This is a genomic window from Tateyamaria sp. LSS28, assembly GCF_059611725.1.
Genome location: NZ_JCAPFI010000001.1, coordinates 589,235 through 608,234 on the forward strand (window position 1 = coordinate 589,235; position 19,000 = coordinate 608,234).

Genomic DNA, 19,000 nt, shown 5'->3' on the forward strand with positions numbered 1-19,000 from the left:
GTGCCATCCAGATCGAATTACCCAGCTCAGAACTTTGCAACGATGTTAATGAAAGCACCCCTGTCATCAAAGGTCAGGTCGGTGAGGTCATCGCTGAAGTTGGTGAAGTTATAGCCAACGCCAAGCTTCACGTTCTTGCCCAAATGACGGTAGATCGCCGCGAGCCCACCCACTTCGGACACTCCAGCATCGCGCAGGTCAAGCGCGCGCAATTCAAACAGGGCGTCCCATTTGTTGACCACGTGCCAGCGCGTATTGAGAATGGCGAGAACCGCATCGTTCGACGTGTATTCGTCATCGACACTGTCCGCACTGTCGGTAAAGCGCGCGCCAACCTTACCGCCGATGCTCCAGAACTTGTTGATGTCATATTCCGCATCCACGCTGAAAACATGTGATTGCTGGACCGGACCAGGGGTGTCACTTCCATCGACCTGCTGCCCGAAACTGTCATCCAGATACCGGTAGCGCAGCAGTACATTCAGACGTTCGTTGTAAATCGGACGGTAGGCATACCCAAACGACAGATCGGTAAAGTCGCTGTCAGGCGCAATGCCGCTGTTGCCATCGGTATCAGACACCTTGGCATAAAAGACCAATCGCTGGCTTTCATCCAACTTGTAGCTGCCGGATCCGGTGAACAGCCATGTATCGCTGTTTCGGTTTGAATTGCTGCGGGTGCCATCCTCGTTCCGGAACTCAAGCCGCGCCTTACCTTCAAACTGTTCGCTCTGGTACTGCGCACCCAGGGACAGCGCATAGCGGTCAAAATCGCCGTTTACGCTGTCACGCACCCGACCAGTCTCGAATGCCGTCACAAAAGAAAGGCGTTCGGTCGGTTCATAGGTGACACCATAAGCCGACGTCAGGCTTTCGTAGCGACCAAAGCGGTCAAAAGCATTCTCTCCAAACATGGTGACGGTACCGCTGACCCGACGTTCACCGCCAGTGATGAAGCGCCCCCGTGAGCGACCAGTATCGGAGCGGCTAAGACCCGAAATCTCCCGGCTTGGATCAAGCTCGTAACCGAAATAGGTGTTCCCCGCTTCTCCGCGGTCGTTGCGCAGCAGAATGCGGCCGCCTGTGCCGCCATCCCCTTCGGACAGTTCACCCTCGATTTCCCATGTCTCGGCCCAACGGTAGCTGCCCCCGACACCTATCCGGTCGTTTTTCTCAAGCGTGCCCGAAAGGCTCAGCGTCTCCTGCCCGTAGACGTACCACGTCAGATTATCGTTGGGCTTGTACGTTAAACGGACGACAGCGTCGGTCCGCTGCCCGTCGCCCGAACCGGAAACGCCCTGCCGGTCCAGATTCTCAAGCCCAAATCCAAGGGTCACACGATCGGTTAGAAGGTACTCGGCTTCGATCCCGCCCTCGCGGTCCATTTTGCCCCCATCTTGTTTGAAGCTGTCAAAGTAAAGAGCGATGCTCAGCCGCTCGGACACCTCGGCATCCAACGCAAGACCCCACAAGGTCTCATCCGCAGTGGTTGAATAGTCAAGGGTCGTGAAGCCCTCGGACCTTTCTTCGAAATAGGCACTGATCGAACCCTCGGCAGCCAACCCCAGATCACCAAGGGCCGCGCGGCCCTCGATCTTGTAGGCGTCGCCTCGACCACCGCTGGCTGGCGTTTCATCAAACACAAGTCCGCCGTCGGTTGATGTATCGAACCCAAAGCCGGGTCCATCCGACCAGGCGTATTCCGCGCTCAGATAGGTGTCTTCGTTCAACTGGTACCGCAGATCGAGACCGTAGGAATCCTGTGTGCCAAGCCCGGTTTCTTCGCTCTGCACGGTTGCACCCAGACGGAAACGATCCGCCGCCCAGACCTCCCCGCGCAGACCGTAGGAAAACGCATCAATGTCACCAGCATCCGGGGTGAATTCATACTGTGCGACCAGATTGACATCGGCCGCGCCGCCGACATCCGTCACAACCAGACCGTTGGACCCCGTGCCGGATTGCAGCGGCGCGCTCAGGGTGATGATGCCCTGAATGTAGTTGATCGAGTAGTCGCGCCCCGCCACCAGGGACTGCGTTGAGATCACGCGCCCAGTGGTTGCGTCGCGCACCTGCACCAACAGTGTTTCCGATCCGATGGTCAGATCCTGACGGCTCAGGAAGTAAACCGACCCTCCCGTACCACGGAACACATCGCGTTGCGGAAGCGTGTCCTGCTGCGCGGCATAGGCGTCCAACTGCCAGACGGGCTCGCCCAGCGACGTCGTGTTAGCGGATTCCAGATGCCCTCGCGCACCGTAAAGCGTGCGGTCATTGCGCAGATATGTCGTGTTGGCGATGTCAGCCCGCCAATCACCCCAGACAGCGTAGTTGTTGTCTTTCTCGACCCGCAGATAGAATTTGCCAGAGGTTGGCGTGTCATCAACCAACGTGCTGTCGTCTCCATAGGTCGGATACAGATCGTCCGGATCAAGCCGCAGGAAGGTAGAACGCGGATCCCGTTCCCCCAAGGTCGAGAAAATCTCGTCCAGATCTCCCTCGCCAGTATCGACTTGGGCCGTCAGTTCCACCCCATTGGCATAACGACCATTGAAGTAACCTGCGATGCGTCCCCGCTCGTAAGAGGTGCTCCCGTCAAGGTCACCATCATTGTAGCCAAGCGTCAGATCAATCTGTGCCGTGTAGAAGGACTCGGATCGCGGAACTTCGACCTCGCGCACCACATCGACTGGCACAGCCCCGGTGCCTTGCACCTGCACTCCGATTGCGTAGTCACCCGGTGGGAGAATACGCTGAATAACAAACGCCCCGGACGGGTCGGGGCGCACGACTTCCCCTAGCGTGGTGACCTGCGCACCAGGTGCCACGCTGCTCCCCGACACAGTAACGGCTCCACCATATACCGGAATTCGACGGCGCGCCGTGGCGTCATTGCCGTCCTCCACCCCATCTTCGAGCGCGCGATCGTCGCCACGGCTCAAGGATAACGGCGCGGTTTCATCGTATCTGCCATTGGAATCATACACGCGGTGTACGGCGACAATATTGTCGCCCTCCGGAACAGTGACGGTCACCTGCCCGTTTGGTGCAATATCGTAGCGTCCAAGGGTTTTGGGGCCGCCGCGCGCATTCTGATCCACGATCAAAACCTCACCACGCGTCACAAACCCGGGGTAGTTCAGTGCGGACTGCAGAGTAACGCTGTCGCCCGCACGCCGCTGACCATCCGACCCCTCAATTTCCAGATCAAGGCGCGGCGTCACATCCAGCCCGTCGTACTGAACCCGGACGTCTGCCTGTTCCAGCACCTCGTCCACCTTTTTGACCTGGCGTTCGAGCGCAGGGTCGTCACCCGCCACCTTGTCCCCGTTCAGGGTGATGACAAACCCACCATCCTGCGCAAGTGCGGGAAGCGCTGAGCTGCTAAGAAGAAGGGCGGATGTTGCGATAAACCGTTTCATGTCCACACCCCTCACTGCAACCGCCGGACGGACCGGTCGACATCAAGCCGATAGGTCCCCCTGCCCCGCCACGCCTGTCGCAAGGCATCTTCTGTTGCTTTGAGACGGGTACGCGCCGTCTCAACACTTTCATCACTGCGGTAGTATCGAAGCTGGATGGCTGAGGGTTCGCGCCGGATCTGTTCGACCAACCCCTGAAGACCGTTGATCAAGGCCGCATTCGGTCCGTCACCCGAGAAAGCCGCAGCGGTCAGATCAATCTCGACCAGATTGCCCAGCCGCGCACCAAAGTTCAGCTCTGCAAGCTTACCTGCTGTCACGCGGATCACGCGCGGGTTTTCCGTCGTCACACGGTAGCCGGTGGGCAAGGTCCGGTCGTCCAGTTTGAGTTGGAAATTCGACCCAATCGAGCCATCCGGCAGCAGGGCACAGGGAACATTGAAGCGCCCGTACTTGTCGGTCGTGATAATATCGCCGCGCGGCGACACCAGTTTCACGCCGGGCAGCCCTGGCTCACCGCCATCCGCCTTGATTTCAGCAGATGTTAGTTTCTCAAGCGCCCGCTGCGCCGCATAGGAATTGGCCAGACGCTTCAGCGTCTCGGGCGGATCCTGATACCCGTCGCCATTCACGTCATCAAAGACCTTGCCGATGATGTCACCGCAATCAAAGACCGCCTCGGGTGTGACCCGTATCGCCGCAGTTGCGGTGTTCGATACGCGCGCGCCTGTCGGCCCAAGGGCGAATGCGCTGTTGATGTATTCGCCCGCCCCACCCGTCAGTCGTGCGCTCAGGCGGATCGTCGCCACCTCTGCCGGAGCAAGCGTCTGGTCCGGCCACGTGACAGAACGACCATTCATCACCGGTTCAGGCGTCGATGCACCGTTGAACGTCGCAGATCCCGGAAGGAACAGAAGACCCGGCGGCAATTGGTCCACGAATGTTAGCCCGCTTTCTGCAGTAGTGTTCCGGTTTTCGAACGTCAGCTCGAACGTCACAACCGAGCCGCGCTGCAAAACACCGCTGTTGGTCGCACGCTTTGTTGCCACGATGTCCGATGTCGGCTCACTGCTGGCGACGGCTGCGGATGCGGTCACAGCAGCTGTGAGCCGGTCGGATGTCAGTGACGCCGTGTTGGTCCCTGACGGTGATCCGGCTGCTGTGTCATATTGCACCGCAATCGTGACAGTAGCTGTTTCACCGGGGGCCAGTGACGTCCCAGCGCTCAGCGTATTAGTGTCAGTCTGTCCATCAAACGCGCCATTGGTGCCGCCGGTGGTAAAGCCCGAGGCAACCGGCGCCCCCACGGTGACCAGCGTCGATGGCGCGACGAAAGCCGTCATGTCGTCGGTTAAAACCAGATCGGCTTGCGTCACGTTACCGGTGTTTTCGACCGTGATGGTAAAGAGAACTTCAAAGACCGATCCCGAAACGCGCGTCGGCACATTCGCCGTCTTAGTCAGAACAACAGTCGGAAGCGCCGTGATCGGAACCAACGTCGGATCATCCAGCACGTTCCCATCGGTGTCGTCCCCATCGTCCGAACTGTCCGTCACCGGCAAACCCAGCGGATCATCACCGGTCGCCGCAAAGATGTTCTGGATGCCGCCCGCGTCGAAATCCTCTTGCGTCAAAGTATAAGCCACGCCGACAGTTGTGGTTTCACCTGCACCCAGTTCAGCAAATCCCGCAACCGGCGGCGCATCGGGTGTCAGAATCGTCCCGTCCAGCCGCGTCAGCGTATCGGTGAACACCAGATCGCGCAGGGTGACGTTGCCCAGGTTTTCGATCAGGATGTCGAAGGTGACGGTCTCACCCGGCGCTGTGGGTTCAACCGTCTGGTTGCCCGAGGTTTTGGTCACCACCAGTTCTGGCATCGGCTGAATTGCCAGAACTGTAGGATCATCAGTGGTGTTGCCGTCGGTATCGTCGCCGTTGTCGCCGGTATCACTGACAGGGACATTGCCCGGCCCAGGGCCGGTGCCCGACACAACAACCACATTCGACAATCCACCCGCGTCCACATCTTCCGTCGTCAGGGTGTACGAAACACGCCAGACAGCCAAACTGCCAGGTGCCAGCGGATCGGCAATGACTCCAACCGGGGTCGCGGGCTGCGTGCCGATCACTTCACCATTGGCACGGCTCAACGTGTCGGCAACCGCAAGGCCTGAGATATCCACGTTCCCGGTATTGGCTGCCCGTATTTCGAAGACGACTGTTTCACCCGCTTCACTGCCAGTCGTCACAACTGTTTTGGTGACGTCCAGCCGCGGGTTCGACGTGATGTCGACGATTGTGGGATCATCGGTGGTATTGCCGTCACCGTCGTTGCCGTTATCTGACGTATCACTGACCGATCCTGTGCCCGCCGGTCCGTCGGCAGTGACAGTCGCGGTGTTGCTCACCCCACCCGCATTGATGTCCGATTGAGAGAGCACATAGGTCGCGGAATACTCCCACGCCTCGTCCACATCCAGCAGACCATCGTTGTTGGCATCTCCCGTCACAAAGGCAAACGGAGTGGTCAGGAACGTCGGCGCGCCGGTGTTGATCCGCGTCATCGTGTCGGTGATGCCGCTGACCGCGACAGTCACATTGCCAGTGTTCTCGACCCGTAGGGTGTAGGTTATCGTCGACCCGGGTGTCACGCTGGACACGTCGGCGGTCTTGGTGACCTCCAGCGCCGGGGCACGTGCAGGTCCAGCTGTGGTCAGCGTATCCTCGACCGTCACGGTGCGTGTGTTGAGCAGATCGCGCGCAGTGACTTGGGCCGTGTTTTCAATGCTCCCACGATCCACATCGTCTTGGGTCACGGTGTACAGCGCAGCACAGCTTGTCGTGTCGACGGCACCGGGATCAAGAGTCGCAATCACACAGCTAAAGCCTGAGATCAGCGGGTCCGTGACAGTCACATCAGCCAAAGTGAAGCGTGATGTGTTTTCAACCCCGAACCCGTAGGACACCGTGCTGCCCACAGCACCAAACGGCGTCGGGGTAGCGGTTTTGGACAATGCAAGGCCAAGTGGTTCGGTCAGCGGTCCGGGAACGGTGACTCCGCTGGTATCTGGCGTGACTGCCGTGCCGGTTGGATCAATCGCCTCTGCCGTGGCCGTGTTGCTGAGGGTGCCATTGTCGACATCCTCCTGCGTCACCACGTAGTCGCCAGAACAGGTCAGATCGCCGCCTGGTGCCAACGTGTCAGCTTCGCAAACAAGCGCAGGGATCAGCGGGTCCGTGACGCTCACATCTGTCAGCGTCTGGTTGCCCGTGTTGCTCAGCACAAAGTCAAAGGTGATCGTCTCGCCCACACTGGCAAAGGACGTTGCAGCGGTGGACTTCACCAACTCAATCATTGGATCGCTTGCCGCAGGCGTGGTCACGCTTGAGACGTCCGAGATCACCGGCGCAGTCAAGCCCGACGCACTGGTTTCTGCGATAGCTTCGTTAAAGACTTCGCCCGCGTCCAGATCCTCTTGGGTGACCTCATATGATTGCAAAAGGTTGGTTTCACAGGTCACCGCTTCACCGGGGCGGAAATCGGGATCGGCGCCCGAGCTGGAAAAACAGACCAGCGGCGCCGCGAGAAGCGCGTCGTTCACCACAACGTCATTTACAAAGGCCAAACCGCCCGAGTTGGTGACAGTGAAACGATAGAACAGGCGATCACCAACCGTTTCGAACCCGCCCGTCCGCACGGTTGCACCGGTCGCGTCTGTGACCTGAACCAGTTCCTTGGTCACATCCAATGCCGGCGTGGCGGCATTGGGAATAGTTTCTGTGACTTGCGGGGATGTGGTGGTGCCATCCGTTGCAGATGCAAGGTTCGTCACCGACGTGAGATCAACATCGCCAACGGTTACGGTGTAGCTACCGGTGCAGACATATGTACCGCCGGGCGCGATGCCATCCGTCGGGAAAGTCGGGCAGACGATGTCACCTGTTGGGATCAGATTGTCGGTGATCGTGATAGGGGTTGTAAGCGTGACATTGCCCGTATTGGTGACCGTGTAGGTGTAATCAACCACGGCGCCGACGAAGAACTCTGTGGCCGGATCAACGCTTTCCGCTTCCTTCAACAGCCCCATCGCAGGCGATTGGCTGGCTGGTACAGTTACACTGTCGGTCTGACCCGGCGCGGATCCTACAGCCGCGCTCGCGGTATTCTCGACTTCCCCACGGTCCAAATCTTCCTGGGTAACGGTGTAGCTTGCGGTGCAGGTCCGCGTATCGTCAGGCGCCCAGGGCGCCGCGGCAGAGACGGGATCGCAAATGGCGGGGGTGATAAGCAACGGATCGGTGATCACGATCGGGTCGGTCAGGGTCACATTGCCGGTGTTGACCAATGTAAATGTGTAGTCGAGCACATCGTCTACAGCATCGAAGCTTGCGTCTGCACCCGTGTAATCTTTGACGAAGCTAAAGGACGGGGCAGCGGCGATGTCCAGGCTGGTCGGCGTATCGTCACCGTCGCCCGGAACACCGTTGTCGGTGATATCCGTTGTTGGCGGCCCGGTGGGCGGAGTGCCACTCACGATCGCGGAGTTCCGAATACCACCGGCATCGAGGTCTTCCTGAACCAGCACGTAAGTGGCCGTGTAGGTGGCAGTCTCACCCACCTGCAACGTCCCTGCAGGCGATCCATCATCGTTCGAGCTGAATGTTGGCCCTGTTGCGAGGGTCAGGGATGTCCCGTCCTGCCGCTCCAAGGTGTCAGAGGTGACGTCAACACTTGTCAGGGTAACGTTGCCCGTGTTTTCGATCTCGATGAGGAAGCTGACAGTGTCGCCCAAACCCGTTCCGGTTGATGTGATGGTCTTGACCCCCGTCACTCCGGGTGCGGGTGGCACGGCAAAGGTGGTTGGGTTGTCACTTCCGTCGCCAGGAACACCATTGTCCGACAGGTCGCTCACAGGCGTGTCGCTTGGGTCTTGCGCCTGGACCAGGACCGAGTTGCTCAGCCCTCCGCTATCGATGTCCGACTGGGTTAGGACATGGGTGACCTGGAAGGTCCACGTCTCATCCACGTCCAGCGTCACACCGTCTCCGGCGATCAACGTCGGCACCGGCGCGGGCAGGATTGTCTGCCCGTTTCCATCGCGCAGCGTGTCGGTCAACGTGACCGTATCCAGCGTTACGTTGCCAGTATTAGAGACGTCGATGTCAAAAATGACGCTATCACCCACATCGGTTCCGGTGCTGGCGCTCACGGTTTTCAGGGCCGTGACCTCAGGGCTTGGGCCTTCGACACTGACACTCTGCGTGTCATCGGCAGTGGGCGGCGTCAGACCACCGGGCGGGGTCGCAGTCCCGCTGACAACATTGGTCAGATCCGCACCTGCATCCACATCCGCCTGCGTGACCGTGTAGGTCGCGGTCAGAGTTACTCTGTCACCCGGGTCCAGCGATCCAATCACACCGCCGCCGCTGAGTGTCAGGGGAGACGTGCCAGCCGCGCTGGTGTGACTGTCGGTCAGCGTCACATCGGTCAGGGTCACGTTGCCGGTGTTGGTCACAAGATAGCTGTAGGTCAGCTCTTGATCCGCCTGCACATCGGTCGCATCATCGACAGTCTTGTCGATGGTAAAGGCTGGCCCCCGCGTCGCAGGAACCGTTTCGGTCGCTTCGGCCCGGTTGGGATCCAGTGGATCAAACGGGACTTCGCTGCTTGCAACCGAGGCGATGTTTGTGACCTCGCCCGCATCCACGTCATCCTGTGTTGTTTCATAGGTCGCAGTACAAACAATGCTGTCGAGCGGTGCCAGACCACCCGTTGGGAAGGCAGGGCAACTCACACTGGCAATGCGATCATCGCTTACGGTTGGTGCCGCGGTCAGAGTCACATTGCCCGTATTGGAGACTGTGTAGCTGTAGGTGATGGTTACGCCGGGAGCCGCGAAGCTGGCGATATCGGCATCCTTGACCAAGCTAAAGGACGGCTCGGCATCCGGACCATCCACGAGGAGTGATCCGTCATCAATGATCGGATTGGCCGGGTCACTGATCGGAACCGAAGAGGCGCGCGCTACATTGGTGAAGTCACCTTGGTCAACGTCGGCCTGAGTAACAGTATACAGGAATGTGCAGCTCTGGTCCTCACCGCCCGGGCCAAGGCTGGGCACGGAACATGTTTCACCCGGCACCAGATCATCCGTGATCGTCGTCGATGTCAGGGTCACGTTTCCGGTGTTGCGAACCGTCACGGTGAACTCAATCTCTTGCCCGACCACGCTAAAGCTGCTGTCGGGCTCACTTGCGCTCAGGGCCTTGGTGACCTCGACCGCAGGCGCATCATCTTCGAGCGGCGCAGTGACCGACCCGGTGGCGACCACGGGATCACCCGCAGGCGTCACGCCCTGCGCAGTCGCAATGTTTATAAGGCTCTGACCATCCACATCGTCCTGCGTGATGGTATAGTCACCCTCACACAAAAGCTGCGCGCCCGGAGCCAGCGTGACCGGCAAAGTCACCGCAGGATCAGTGTTCGAGGCACCATCAAAGCAGTTCAGACTTGCAAGCAAAGGGTCTGACACGTCCAAACCGGAAACGGTCGTATCCCCACTGTTGGTGGTCAGGATCGCGAAGGTGATCGTATCCCCTTCTCCGGCAGGGTCAGGGCCACCTGATGCGGACTTGACCACAGACAATGCAGGATCGTTCACAGCGGGCACTGTGACTGTTGCAGCAGGGGATTGAACCGGTTGGCCGGCAAACACTGTGTTGGCCGTGGCCACGTTGGTCACAAACCCACCGGGCTGGCCGGAAGCAACCGCATCCAGATCCTCTTGTGTTACCGTATACTCGGCTTCACAGGTGATAGATTGACCGACCAACAACTGCCCGCCGGGAACAGCAGGGCAGGTCACGGTCGTCTTGTCGTCATCCACCGTAATCGCATTGGCGAATGCGGGCGCCGGTGTGCCCTGCGATGTGTTCTCGACCACGTATTCATAGTCGATCACGTCACCCACGGCGGTGAAGCTCGTCTGGACGGCGGTCTTTGTGACGCTGAGCGCCGGGTTGGCCCCCGATGGAATGGTTTCCGTTGCAGGGCTCGAGGTCACGCCGCCCGACGTCGCAGTCGCATTGTTCGTGACACTACCAAGCTGAATATCGGCCAGGGTAAGCTCGTACACCCCTGTGTAAGTGACGCTGTCACCAGGCGCGAGGCCTGCCGCCGGAAATGGCGCATCGATAGAGATGGACGCCGGCAGGATCAGGTTGTCCGTCACCACGGGTTCGGTCGTGACGGTCGTGTTGCCGGAATTGGTGACCGTGTAGCGATAGATTACGTCATTACCCGCCGCAAAGTCCCCTGCAACCGGGGGCGGGTTTGCGTTCAGGATCGAAACGAACTCCTTCAACATAGTGAGTGCCGGGGTCTGTACTGCGGGGACTGTCAGCGTGTCAGACGTTGCCGGGACCAGAACACCACCGAATGTCGACTGCGGCGAAGCAACGTTAGTGATGCTTCCAGCGTCAATCGCTGGCTGATCCGCAGTCCAGACCAACTCACACGTCAGGCTGGCACCAGGGGCCAGATCGTCTTCGGAACAAAGCTGCGGCACACCGGCCGCAATCTGGTTGTCTGTCACGTTAATAGTGTCAGTGATCGTGACGTTGCCGGTGTTGGTAACAGTGTAAGCGTAGGTCAGGGTGTCACCTGGATTGGTGAAGCTGCTGGCCGAGCTTACGGCAAGCGCCTTCGAGAGGGTCAGCGCCGGGGACTGGGCCGCAGTCACTGTCTCGGTCCGTTCGGGCGACGACGTGGTGATTTCGGTGGCGCCACCGGGCGTGTCTGGCACCACGGTCTGGGTAATGGTCGCCGTCGCGCGGTTGAGCACGCTGCCCACATCCAGATCATCCTGCGTGATCTCATAGGCTGCGGTACATGTCAGTGTAGCACCGGGTGCGAGGCCACCGAGTGGCAGCGCCGGGCAACTTACAGCCGTGCGGTCGTCTGCAACGGTGATATCCGCCGTAAGCGTGATGTTCCCGGTGTTTGAGACAACGTAGTCATAGCTGACCATGTCGCCCACCGCCGTAAAGTTATCCCCGGCTGTTGCAGTCTTGGTCATATCAATGGCAGGTGCCTGTGTCGGACCAGCCAATGTGACGGTGTCGGTATCACTGACCGATGCACCACCTGGTGCGGTGCCCGTAACCTCAACTTCATTGGTCAGGAATCGCGCATCCACATCCGTTTGCGTGATGGTGTAGCTGTCAGCCAGCGAGGTCGTATCGGCACAGGTGGTGGTCGATGCACCGGGCAAAAGATCTGCCAACGTACAGGAAAACCCTGTCAGATCGTCGCTCAAGCTCAGGTTGCTGAGCGTCACATTCCCGTCGTTGAAGACTTCGAACGTGTAAGCTTCGGCGCCTGTGACAGCGCCAAAGGTGCCCGATCCATCCACCTCGGTCTTGACGACACGCAGCACTGGATTGGGGGTTGCGACCGTCACAGTTTCGGTGTCGCTGTCCGTAGGTGGTGTAAGGCCGGTAGGTGGAACCGCAGTTCCGCTGACGATGTTGGTCAGGTCCGCACCTGCATCGATGTCATCCTGGGTCACGGTGTAGGTCGCTGTCAGGGTTACATCAGCCCCAGGCGCAATGCTGCCCGTATTGCCGCCCCCCGAAATGGTCAGTGTCTGAGTACCAGAAGAACTGGTATGACTGTCCGTCAACGCCACATTGGTCAGCGTGACGTTTCCGGTGTTCCTGACAACATAGGAATAGGTAATCACCTGGCCTGCGACGACGCTCACCGCATCATCAGCCTGTTTCTCAACGGTGAAGTCCGCGTCGCGGTTAACGGCGGGCACGGTCAGCGAGCTGCTGTCGCCCGATGTGCCAGGCGCTGCCACACTCGCGATATTGTCGACTTGTCCATTGTCCAAATCGGTCTGGGTCACGGTGTAGACGGCCTGACAGGTGGTTGTGTCAGTGGTGCTGGGGGCGAGTGTCGGAATGGTGCAGGTCAGGTTGACCAGCGGGTCAGTGACCACAATGTCGGTCAAGGTCTGCGTACCGGTGTTTGCTACGGCAAAGCTGTAGCGGATTTCGTCCCCCACCGAGTCGAACTCTGTCACGTTGGCAGTTTTCGACACGTTGACCGCGCGCGTGGCTGCGGCAGGATCAACGGGCGTAACCTCGGTGTCGGAGGACGGATCAATGGTGTCGCCGGTGCTCGACATGCCGCTCGCGGTCGCGGTGTTGGTAATCGTTTCCCGATCCAGATCAGCTTGGGTCACCGTGTACTCGCCGGTACATTCCCCGGCGAGAAGAGGCCCGATATCGGTCAGATCGCAAACCAGACCCGGGATCAGAGGGTCCGTGACGGTGGCCGACGCAATCGTCTGTTCGGTGTTGTTGGTCACCCGGAATGTGTAGGTAAGGACTTCGCCAGCGCTGGTGAACTGCGACGGTCCCACCTTGTCCAGCGTGAAGGACGGCGTGATGTCGACGGGCACGGTCGCCTCTGCCGACGGAGACACAACATCAAACGGGTTGCCGCCATTGACGCGGTTGAATTGTGCCGTGGCAGTATTGATCACCTCGCCTGCGTCTATCTCGGCCTGGGTCGGTGTGGTGCTGCCGGTGCATGTGACCGAATTCGGCGCGCCTTGCCCCACCGGGAAAATCCGCCCTGTTTGCACACATGTCACGGTGTCCAAGCGTGGGTCGTTGATCGAGATGGTCCTGTTTACCCCAATGGACCGGTCGCCAACATTTGTCACTGTAAAGGTGTAGGTGATGACGTCTGAGGTACTGGACACGCTGGTCACATCCGCGGTCTTGGTCAGCTCAATCGCATCTGTACCTGCCTGCGGGACAGTCTCGGTATCCGAGTTTGACGTTGTTGTGCCATCCGTTGCCGTGGCAGTGTTGGACACGAACCCAAGGGATTCATCCGCCGCGGTTATCGTGTAGACAGCCTGACACGTGCGCGTGTCACCAATCAGAAGATCGCCGGTGCCGCAATCAATTGGATCAGTGAACCGATCATCGTTCACTGTCAGCGGCGCCGTGATGGTGGTGTTCCCAGAATTTTCAATTTCGTAAGTGTAGGTGACCGTTTGTCCCTCAAAGAAGTCGACGGCTGGGATCACCGGCGCCAGCTTGTCCAATGTCAGTTCGGGCATCTGGTCGGCATCGACCGTCACTTGCGCCGGATCGGACGACACTTCCGCTGCATCCGGGTCGTCGGCGGCAGCGGTTGCGATGTTGGTGACCGAGCCTGCATCCACATCTTCCTGAAGCGTGAGGTAGTCATCCGAGGTACAGGTCACACTGGTGCCGGGCAGGATCTCGGTCGCGGTGCAGGTGGCGGATACCTTGTCATCCGTTATCCGCGGTGTGGTCAGGGTGACATTGCCGGTATTGGTCAGCACGTAGTCATAGACCAGGGTCACACCGGGCGCATCGAAACTTGTCGCGCTGGCCGCGTTAAGCTGTTTGACCAGCGTCAAACCGGTCGTTCGGACAGCAGGGACCGTTACTGAGGCCGAACCGTTCGCTGTGACACCCCCAACCGTGATTGATGCTGTCGCTTCATTCAGCACTTCACCCGCATTCAGGTTCGCCTGAGTCACCGCATAGTCCGCAGTACAGATCACCGCACCATTTGGCGGAACAGCACCTGCGGGACAACTGACCGCCCCGCCGGCATCCGTCACCAAGGCATCGGTGATAGCTGGCGGACCAGGCCAGGTGACATTGCCCGTATTTGTCACTTCGATGCGGAATTGCAGAACATCTTCATCACTGTCGAAATTCTGTTGCAGCGCTGTCTTGGACACCACCAACGCCGGGGCTGCCGCCGGCCCATCCACGGTCTCATCAACGGTGCGGGTCAGCGTGGACTGCCCGCGGTCCTGCGCATTGGCCGTCGCGGTGTTGGTCAGTGGCGTACCGTTTTGGGCAAAATCATCCAGATCTGCCTGTGTAACGGTATAGGTGCCGGTACATGTCAGTGTATCGGTCGGCAACAATGTCGCCTGCGCACAGGACAATGACGGGATAAGGTTGTCCGCGACACTCAGGTTGGTCAGAGTCGTGTTGCCGGTGTTTTCCAAAGTATAATCATAGGTGATCACCTCACCCACGGCGCTAAAAGTCGTTTGCCGCGCCACTTTCGCGATGGTCATATCAGCGTCAGCTGTGGGACCGGGCAAGGTCACAGTATCCTGCACTTCACCCAATTGGCCGAACTCCGGATCACCATTCGCACGCGCGATATTGGTCAGGCTCCCGCTATCGATGTCGTCCTGCGTGACTGTGTAAGTGGCGGTACAGGTGGCGACCTCAGGTGTGCCACCGCCCGTCGTCTCGTTGATGGTCGTACGATCACAGGACACGGTTCCGCCCTGCTCATCGACCTTGTCATCGAACACCGTCAGGTTGTTGATGTTGACCGACCCGATATTTGTCACCGTGTAAGTATATGTGATGACATCACCAACGGCTGTGTAGTCTGTCGCGGTGGTTGTCTTTTCAAACTCGTAACCCGGCGCGATCGTACGCAACGCCTCGTCGCTCAGGCTCTCGCCGCGACGGAAATCCCAAAAGTTGTCGTTGGGATCATCATCCAACACTTGGGTCGTTGTCTGACCCGTCGTCAACAGACTGTTCAGCAGCGTCGGGTTGGACGAAGTAAACCAGCCGGTATTGAAGCTGTTATTGCCGAACCCGGTTTGAAAGCCCTGACTCACCGTACCTGAGTTGTTGGTACGTTCGGTCGTCAGTCCCGACCAGCTGCCCACATTTACCCCGTTTAGGATCAGGCTGATATCGTTCTGGTCAAACCCACCCGGTTGCGTATCCCCGTCATAGGCAGAGAAACGGACGTGAACCCTGGCGATGGCACCACCGAAATAGTCCGTACAGTTCCGAATTCCGCAGTCCAGTGGAATGGGATCATTCACAGTGAACGGATTGCCTCGGAATCGCGTTGGCTGGCCGTTCGAGTTGAAGCCGCGAAAAGCGCCGTTCGGATCACTGAACTGGTAATAGATCTGGCCGTTGACACCTTCCATGACAATGACGACGCCACCCGCTTCGGGATATGCACTAGGAAGCGCAATGCTCGTCCCGGGAACATTTGTCGTAAAGGGTGTGGCATGCGCCAGGTCAGCCGCAAAAAAAGATACACTGGCGGCTGCCAGCGCACCCTGAAAGGCACCACTCAATCTAAACATTACCGTCCCTCGTTGTTCGCGTCTGTTGGCAGATTTTCTGCTCGTTACGCGCGCGATATTTATTCTTGGTAATAGATCTTATCGACCCTGACACTAAAGTGGCACTGCAACCAATAAGTCATCAACGGTTTTTTTGTCAGAGATTTCCCCCTCGAAATTCTTCCAGAAATTGTCACACAGATGCCACAACTATTGAGTGTTGTCCGCGGACGCCAGCCCAACGAAAGCACCAGATACAGCAGCCAGAGTCACCTTATTAACTACATATAGAGCAGTGGTGGTTATAATCGTGCGATATCCATGCGCTCAATTCACACGCTGAACCATCGCCACAAGGCAGAAACCATTCAATGACCCGACGGCACCGATTTGACAAACTCAATTGCTCAACTCTGACCGCAACCGCTGAATAACAGGCATTTGTAATGCTTGTGCAAGAACTGAAAGTGGGAACACACAATTCTCAAAATGACTTTAACCTCTCTATGCTGTAATTTTTTTATTAAATGTTTCAAATGGAAATGACGCCGACGAACCGCCCTATAAAAATAAAATGACTGCGTTGACACTTCGAATGAAAACACATCAGAGGCACAAAGACAGCAGAAACCCCCTGACCTATTGTGGTTGAGAACAACAGATTTTGCCGACGCAACCGCGAGACCGCTCATCTGTCAGCAAGCAAACGGCAGCCCGTCTAAGACGCTCCGTTGCGCGTGGATAGGCGCGTTTTATGCAAAATATCCTCCAAGTTTGACATTGGGATTCAAGTAGACACACACGTACAGCCCTCAAAACGGATACGAATATTTGCCTGCTCGGGCAAAACGGGCCACCAATACGGCAGAACAGATGCCAATGCGCAGCGTCCGGCGTCAACACTGTGCGCCGGACGCTGCGCATTGCTCAAGGCAGATCGCTACACCTCAGAATGGCGCTGAAGCTCGAAACCGCATCATCTTTCCACTGTCCGGGTGCTTGATCCGCAGTTCTTCCGAGTGAAGCATGAGCCGATCAAACTCACGCGCGGGCCCTTCCGCATAGAATGGGTCGCCCAAGATAGGATGCCCCAAAGCAAGCATATGCACACGCAACTGATGGCTCCGCCCTGTCTGCGGAAACAACCGCACCCGGCTCTCAGTCTCTGTGTCGCGCAGCACCCGCCAATCGGTGACAGCAGGCTTGCCGTTCTCGTGGTCGACATGTTGCCTCGGTCGGTTCGGCCAATCCACGATCAGGGGCAGATCAACCCGCCCCGTCTTGGGTGTCATCCGCCCCCACACCCTTGCCACATAGGTCTTTTTCGCGGAACGCAGTTCGAATTGCTTGGACAGGAACCGCTGGGCATGTGGTGTAAGACCAAATACCATGATCCCGCTTGTATCCCGGTCCAAACGGTGCACCAGCAACGCCTGCGGCCACACCGCCTGCACCCGTGCGATCAAGCAATCTGACAAATGCTCTCCCTTGCCGGGAACACTGAGCAGGCCAGAGGGTTTGTCGACCACCAGCATCTCCGCATCATCATGCAGAATGTCCAAAGGATCGTTGGGCGGGGCATAGACATCATCCATGTCCCCGCCTCTCAAATGCGCAGCTCAAAGACAACCCCCATCACGTTTCGGCGAGGCTCGCATATCCTGTTTGCCTGAATCAGCGCGCCATGATCGTTGTGCGTTATGAAGTATTTAGCTGCCCTTTTGCTCGCCCTCCCGACCTTTGCCTTTGCCCAGTGTGGACCCGATGCGCCCTGTAAAATAGACGGCGGCAGTTATCACATGATCGACGGCAGCGAAGGCACGGAAGGCGCCCCTGTACTGGTCTTTTTCCACGGCCACAATGCAACGGGCCAGATGATCTTTCGCGGCGGGATCAAATCCGACTTCGCGGATGCGGGCTATGTCGTCATCGCCCCCAACGGCCAGCAAATACCGGGGCGGCAAACGCGCTTCTGGCCGGGGCGGGATGGCAGCGTGCGCGACGATATCGCCTTTACCCTCGACGTGATTGAAGATGCCAAGACCAAGGCGTCCATCGACGCCGACCGTATCTATGTCGCCGGGTTTTCCGCAGGTGGATCAATGGCTTGGCTCATGGCTTGCAAAGCCGCGGAACAGTTCGCTGGCTTCACGTCGATCTCTGGCGCCTTGCGGGAACCCAACGATACAACGAACTGCCCGACCACGCCCGTTCGGTTCCTGCAAATCCATGGATTTGCCGACAACCAGGTCCCCTTCGAAGGACGTGCCATTCGGGATTGGCATCAGGGCAGCCTGTGGGACAGTCTCGCACTGGCACGCGCCAGCAACCAATGCCGCACGCACCCAGACACAATCGACGTCGGCGACCGTTTTCGCTGTCGTGATTGGAACGCAAGCTGCTCAGACGGTGCGATAAAATTCTGCGAGCATGACGGCGCCCACGGGATGCCACGCGGCTGGACCACTCTTGCCCGCGACTGGTTCGAGGGGTCCTAGGCCGTCGCCCGCATCTGGCGGATCATGGAGGCCGAGTAGATCACCAGAGCCGCCCAAATCATCGGAAACGCGATCATACGCGCCTGCCCAAAGGGCTCCTTGAACACCAGCACCGCGCAGAGGAAAATCATGGTCGGCGCGATGTATTGCAGGACCGCAATGGTGGTCAGTCGCAGCCCCTTGGCACCATTTGCGTACAAGATCAGGGGGATGGCCGTAACCGCACCGCAACCCAGCAAAAGCCAGTTGGTGCCCGTATCGCCAATCAGGAATTGCCCCTGCCCTGTCGCCCCCAACCATGTTATATAGGCAAGCGCCGGAATGAGCAGGATGAGCACCTCAAGCAGGAAGCCCTGGTTTGGCCCGATCGGCAGCTGTTTCTTTGCAAGTGCATAGAAGCCCCAAGAGACGGTCAATCCCAGCGCGGCCCAAGGCACAACCCCCGCCGATATGGTCAGGACAGCCACTGCGCAGGCCGCGAGACCAATAGCCACCAGTTGCGCAACCGTCAGACGCTCGCGCAGCAGCACTGCGCCAAGTGCCACGGAAAACAGCGGGTTGATGTAGTAACCGAGGGCCGCGTCCAGCGCGTGTCCGCTGGTGATGGCCCACACATAGATACCCCAGTTCACCGTAATCAGCGCGGCCGTTACGCACCCCATGGCCAGCATACGCGGGTTACGCAGCGCAGCCATCAGGTCCCCCGTACGCCGCAACGCGATCAGAAGAACGGCAGCAATCGGAACGGACCAGATAATCCGATGCGCGACCACCTCGCCCGGGCCAACATGGCTCAGCATCTTCATGTAAAGCGGCAGAAACCCCCACAGGAAATAGGCGGAAATGGCAAAGCCAAGCCCTTGGGGCGTGTCACCGTTCGATTGTGTCATGGGGGTGGTCCTTT

5 protein-coding genes are annotated in these 19,000 nt (G+C 58.6%); 1 reads left to right on the top strand and 4 read right to left on the bottom strand.

Translation table 11 applies throughout. The features are described from left to right. Positions 1-26: 26 nt before the first annotated feature. The 3 genes from AC53L6_RS03060 to AC53L6_RS03070 form a co-directional block, all read right to left on the bottom strand. A complete protein-coding gene (locus AC53L6_RS03060) occupies positions 27-3,422 on the bottom strand; it encodes an RHS repeat domain-containing protein (protein ID WP_496906759.1) in 3,396 nt (1,131 codons plus the stop codon). Positions 3,423-3,433: 11 nt separating this feature from the next. After that, positions 3,434-15,619, bottom strand: a complete 12,186-nt coding sequence (locus AC53L6_RS03065) for a beta strand repeat-containing protein (protein ID WP_496906760.1) — start codon at positions 15,617-15,619, stop codon at positions 3,434-3,436. Between the two features lie 926 nt (positions 15,620-16,545). Next, the gene (locus AC53L6_RS03070) at positions 16,546-17,193 is read right to left on the bottom strand and encodes an RluA family pseudouridine synthase (RefSeq protein ID WP_496906761.1); all 648 of its coding nucleotides are present in this window, start codon (positions 17,191-17,193) and stop codon (positions 16,546-16,548) included. 105 nt (positions 17,194-17,298) lie between these two features. On the opposite strand from AC53L6_RS03070, the gene AC53L6_RS03075 reads away from it, so the two are divergent. Next, positions 17,299-18,096 carry a CE1 family esterase gene (locus AC53L6_RS03075; protein WP_299746195.1) on the top strand — a complete coding sequence of 266 codons (798 nt, stop codon included), beginning with the start codon at positions 17,299-17,301 and terminating at the stop codon, positions 18,094-18,096. On the opposite strand, the gene rarD is transcribed toward AC53L6_RS03075, so the two are convergent. Further along, positions 18,093-18,986, bottom strand: a complete 894-nt coding sequence (gene rarD, locus AC53L6_RS03080; protein ID WP_496906762.1) for an EamA family transporter RarD — start codon at positions 18,984-18,986, stop codon at positions 18,093-18,095. The two genes, AC53L6_RS03075 and rarD, sit on opposite strands and share 4 nt — an antisense overlap. Between the last annotated feature and the right edge of the window lie 14 nt (positions 18,987-19,000).

Excerpts from the sequence above, each read along its gene's own strand:
- AC53L6_RS03060 (WP_496906759.1), bottom strand. The coding sequence starts at position 3,422 with ATGAAACGGTTTATCGCAACATCCGCCCTTCTTCTTAGCAGCTCAGCG.
- AC53L6_RS03065 (WP_496906760.1), bottom strand. The coding sequence starts at position 15,619 with ATGTTTAGATTGAGTGGTGCCTTTCAGGGTGCGCTGGCAGCCGCCAGT.
- AC53L6_RS03070 (WP_496906761.1), bottom strand. The coding sequence starts at position 17,193 with ATGGATGATGTCTATGCCCCGCCCAACGATCCTTTGGACATTCTGCAT.
- AC53L6_RS03075 (WP_299746195.1), top strand. The coding sequence starts at position 17,299 with ATGAAGTATTTAGCTGCCCTTTTGCTCGCCCTCCCGACCTTTGCCTTT.
- rarD (WP_496906762.1), bottom strand. The coding sequence starts at position 18,986 with ATGACACAATCGAACGGTGACACGCCCCAAGGGCTTGGCTTTGCCATT.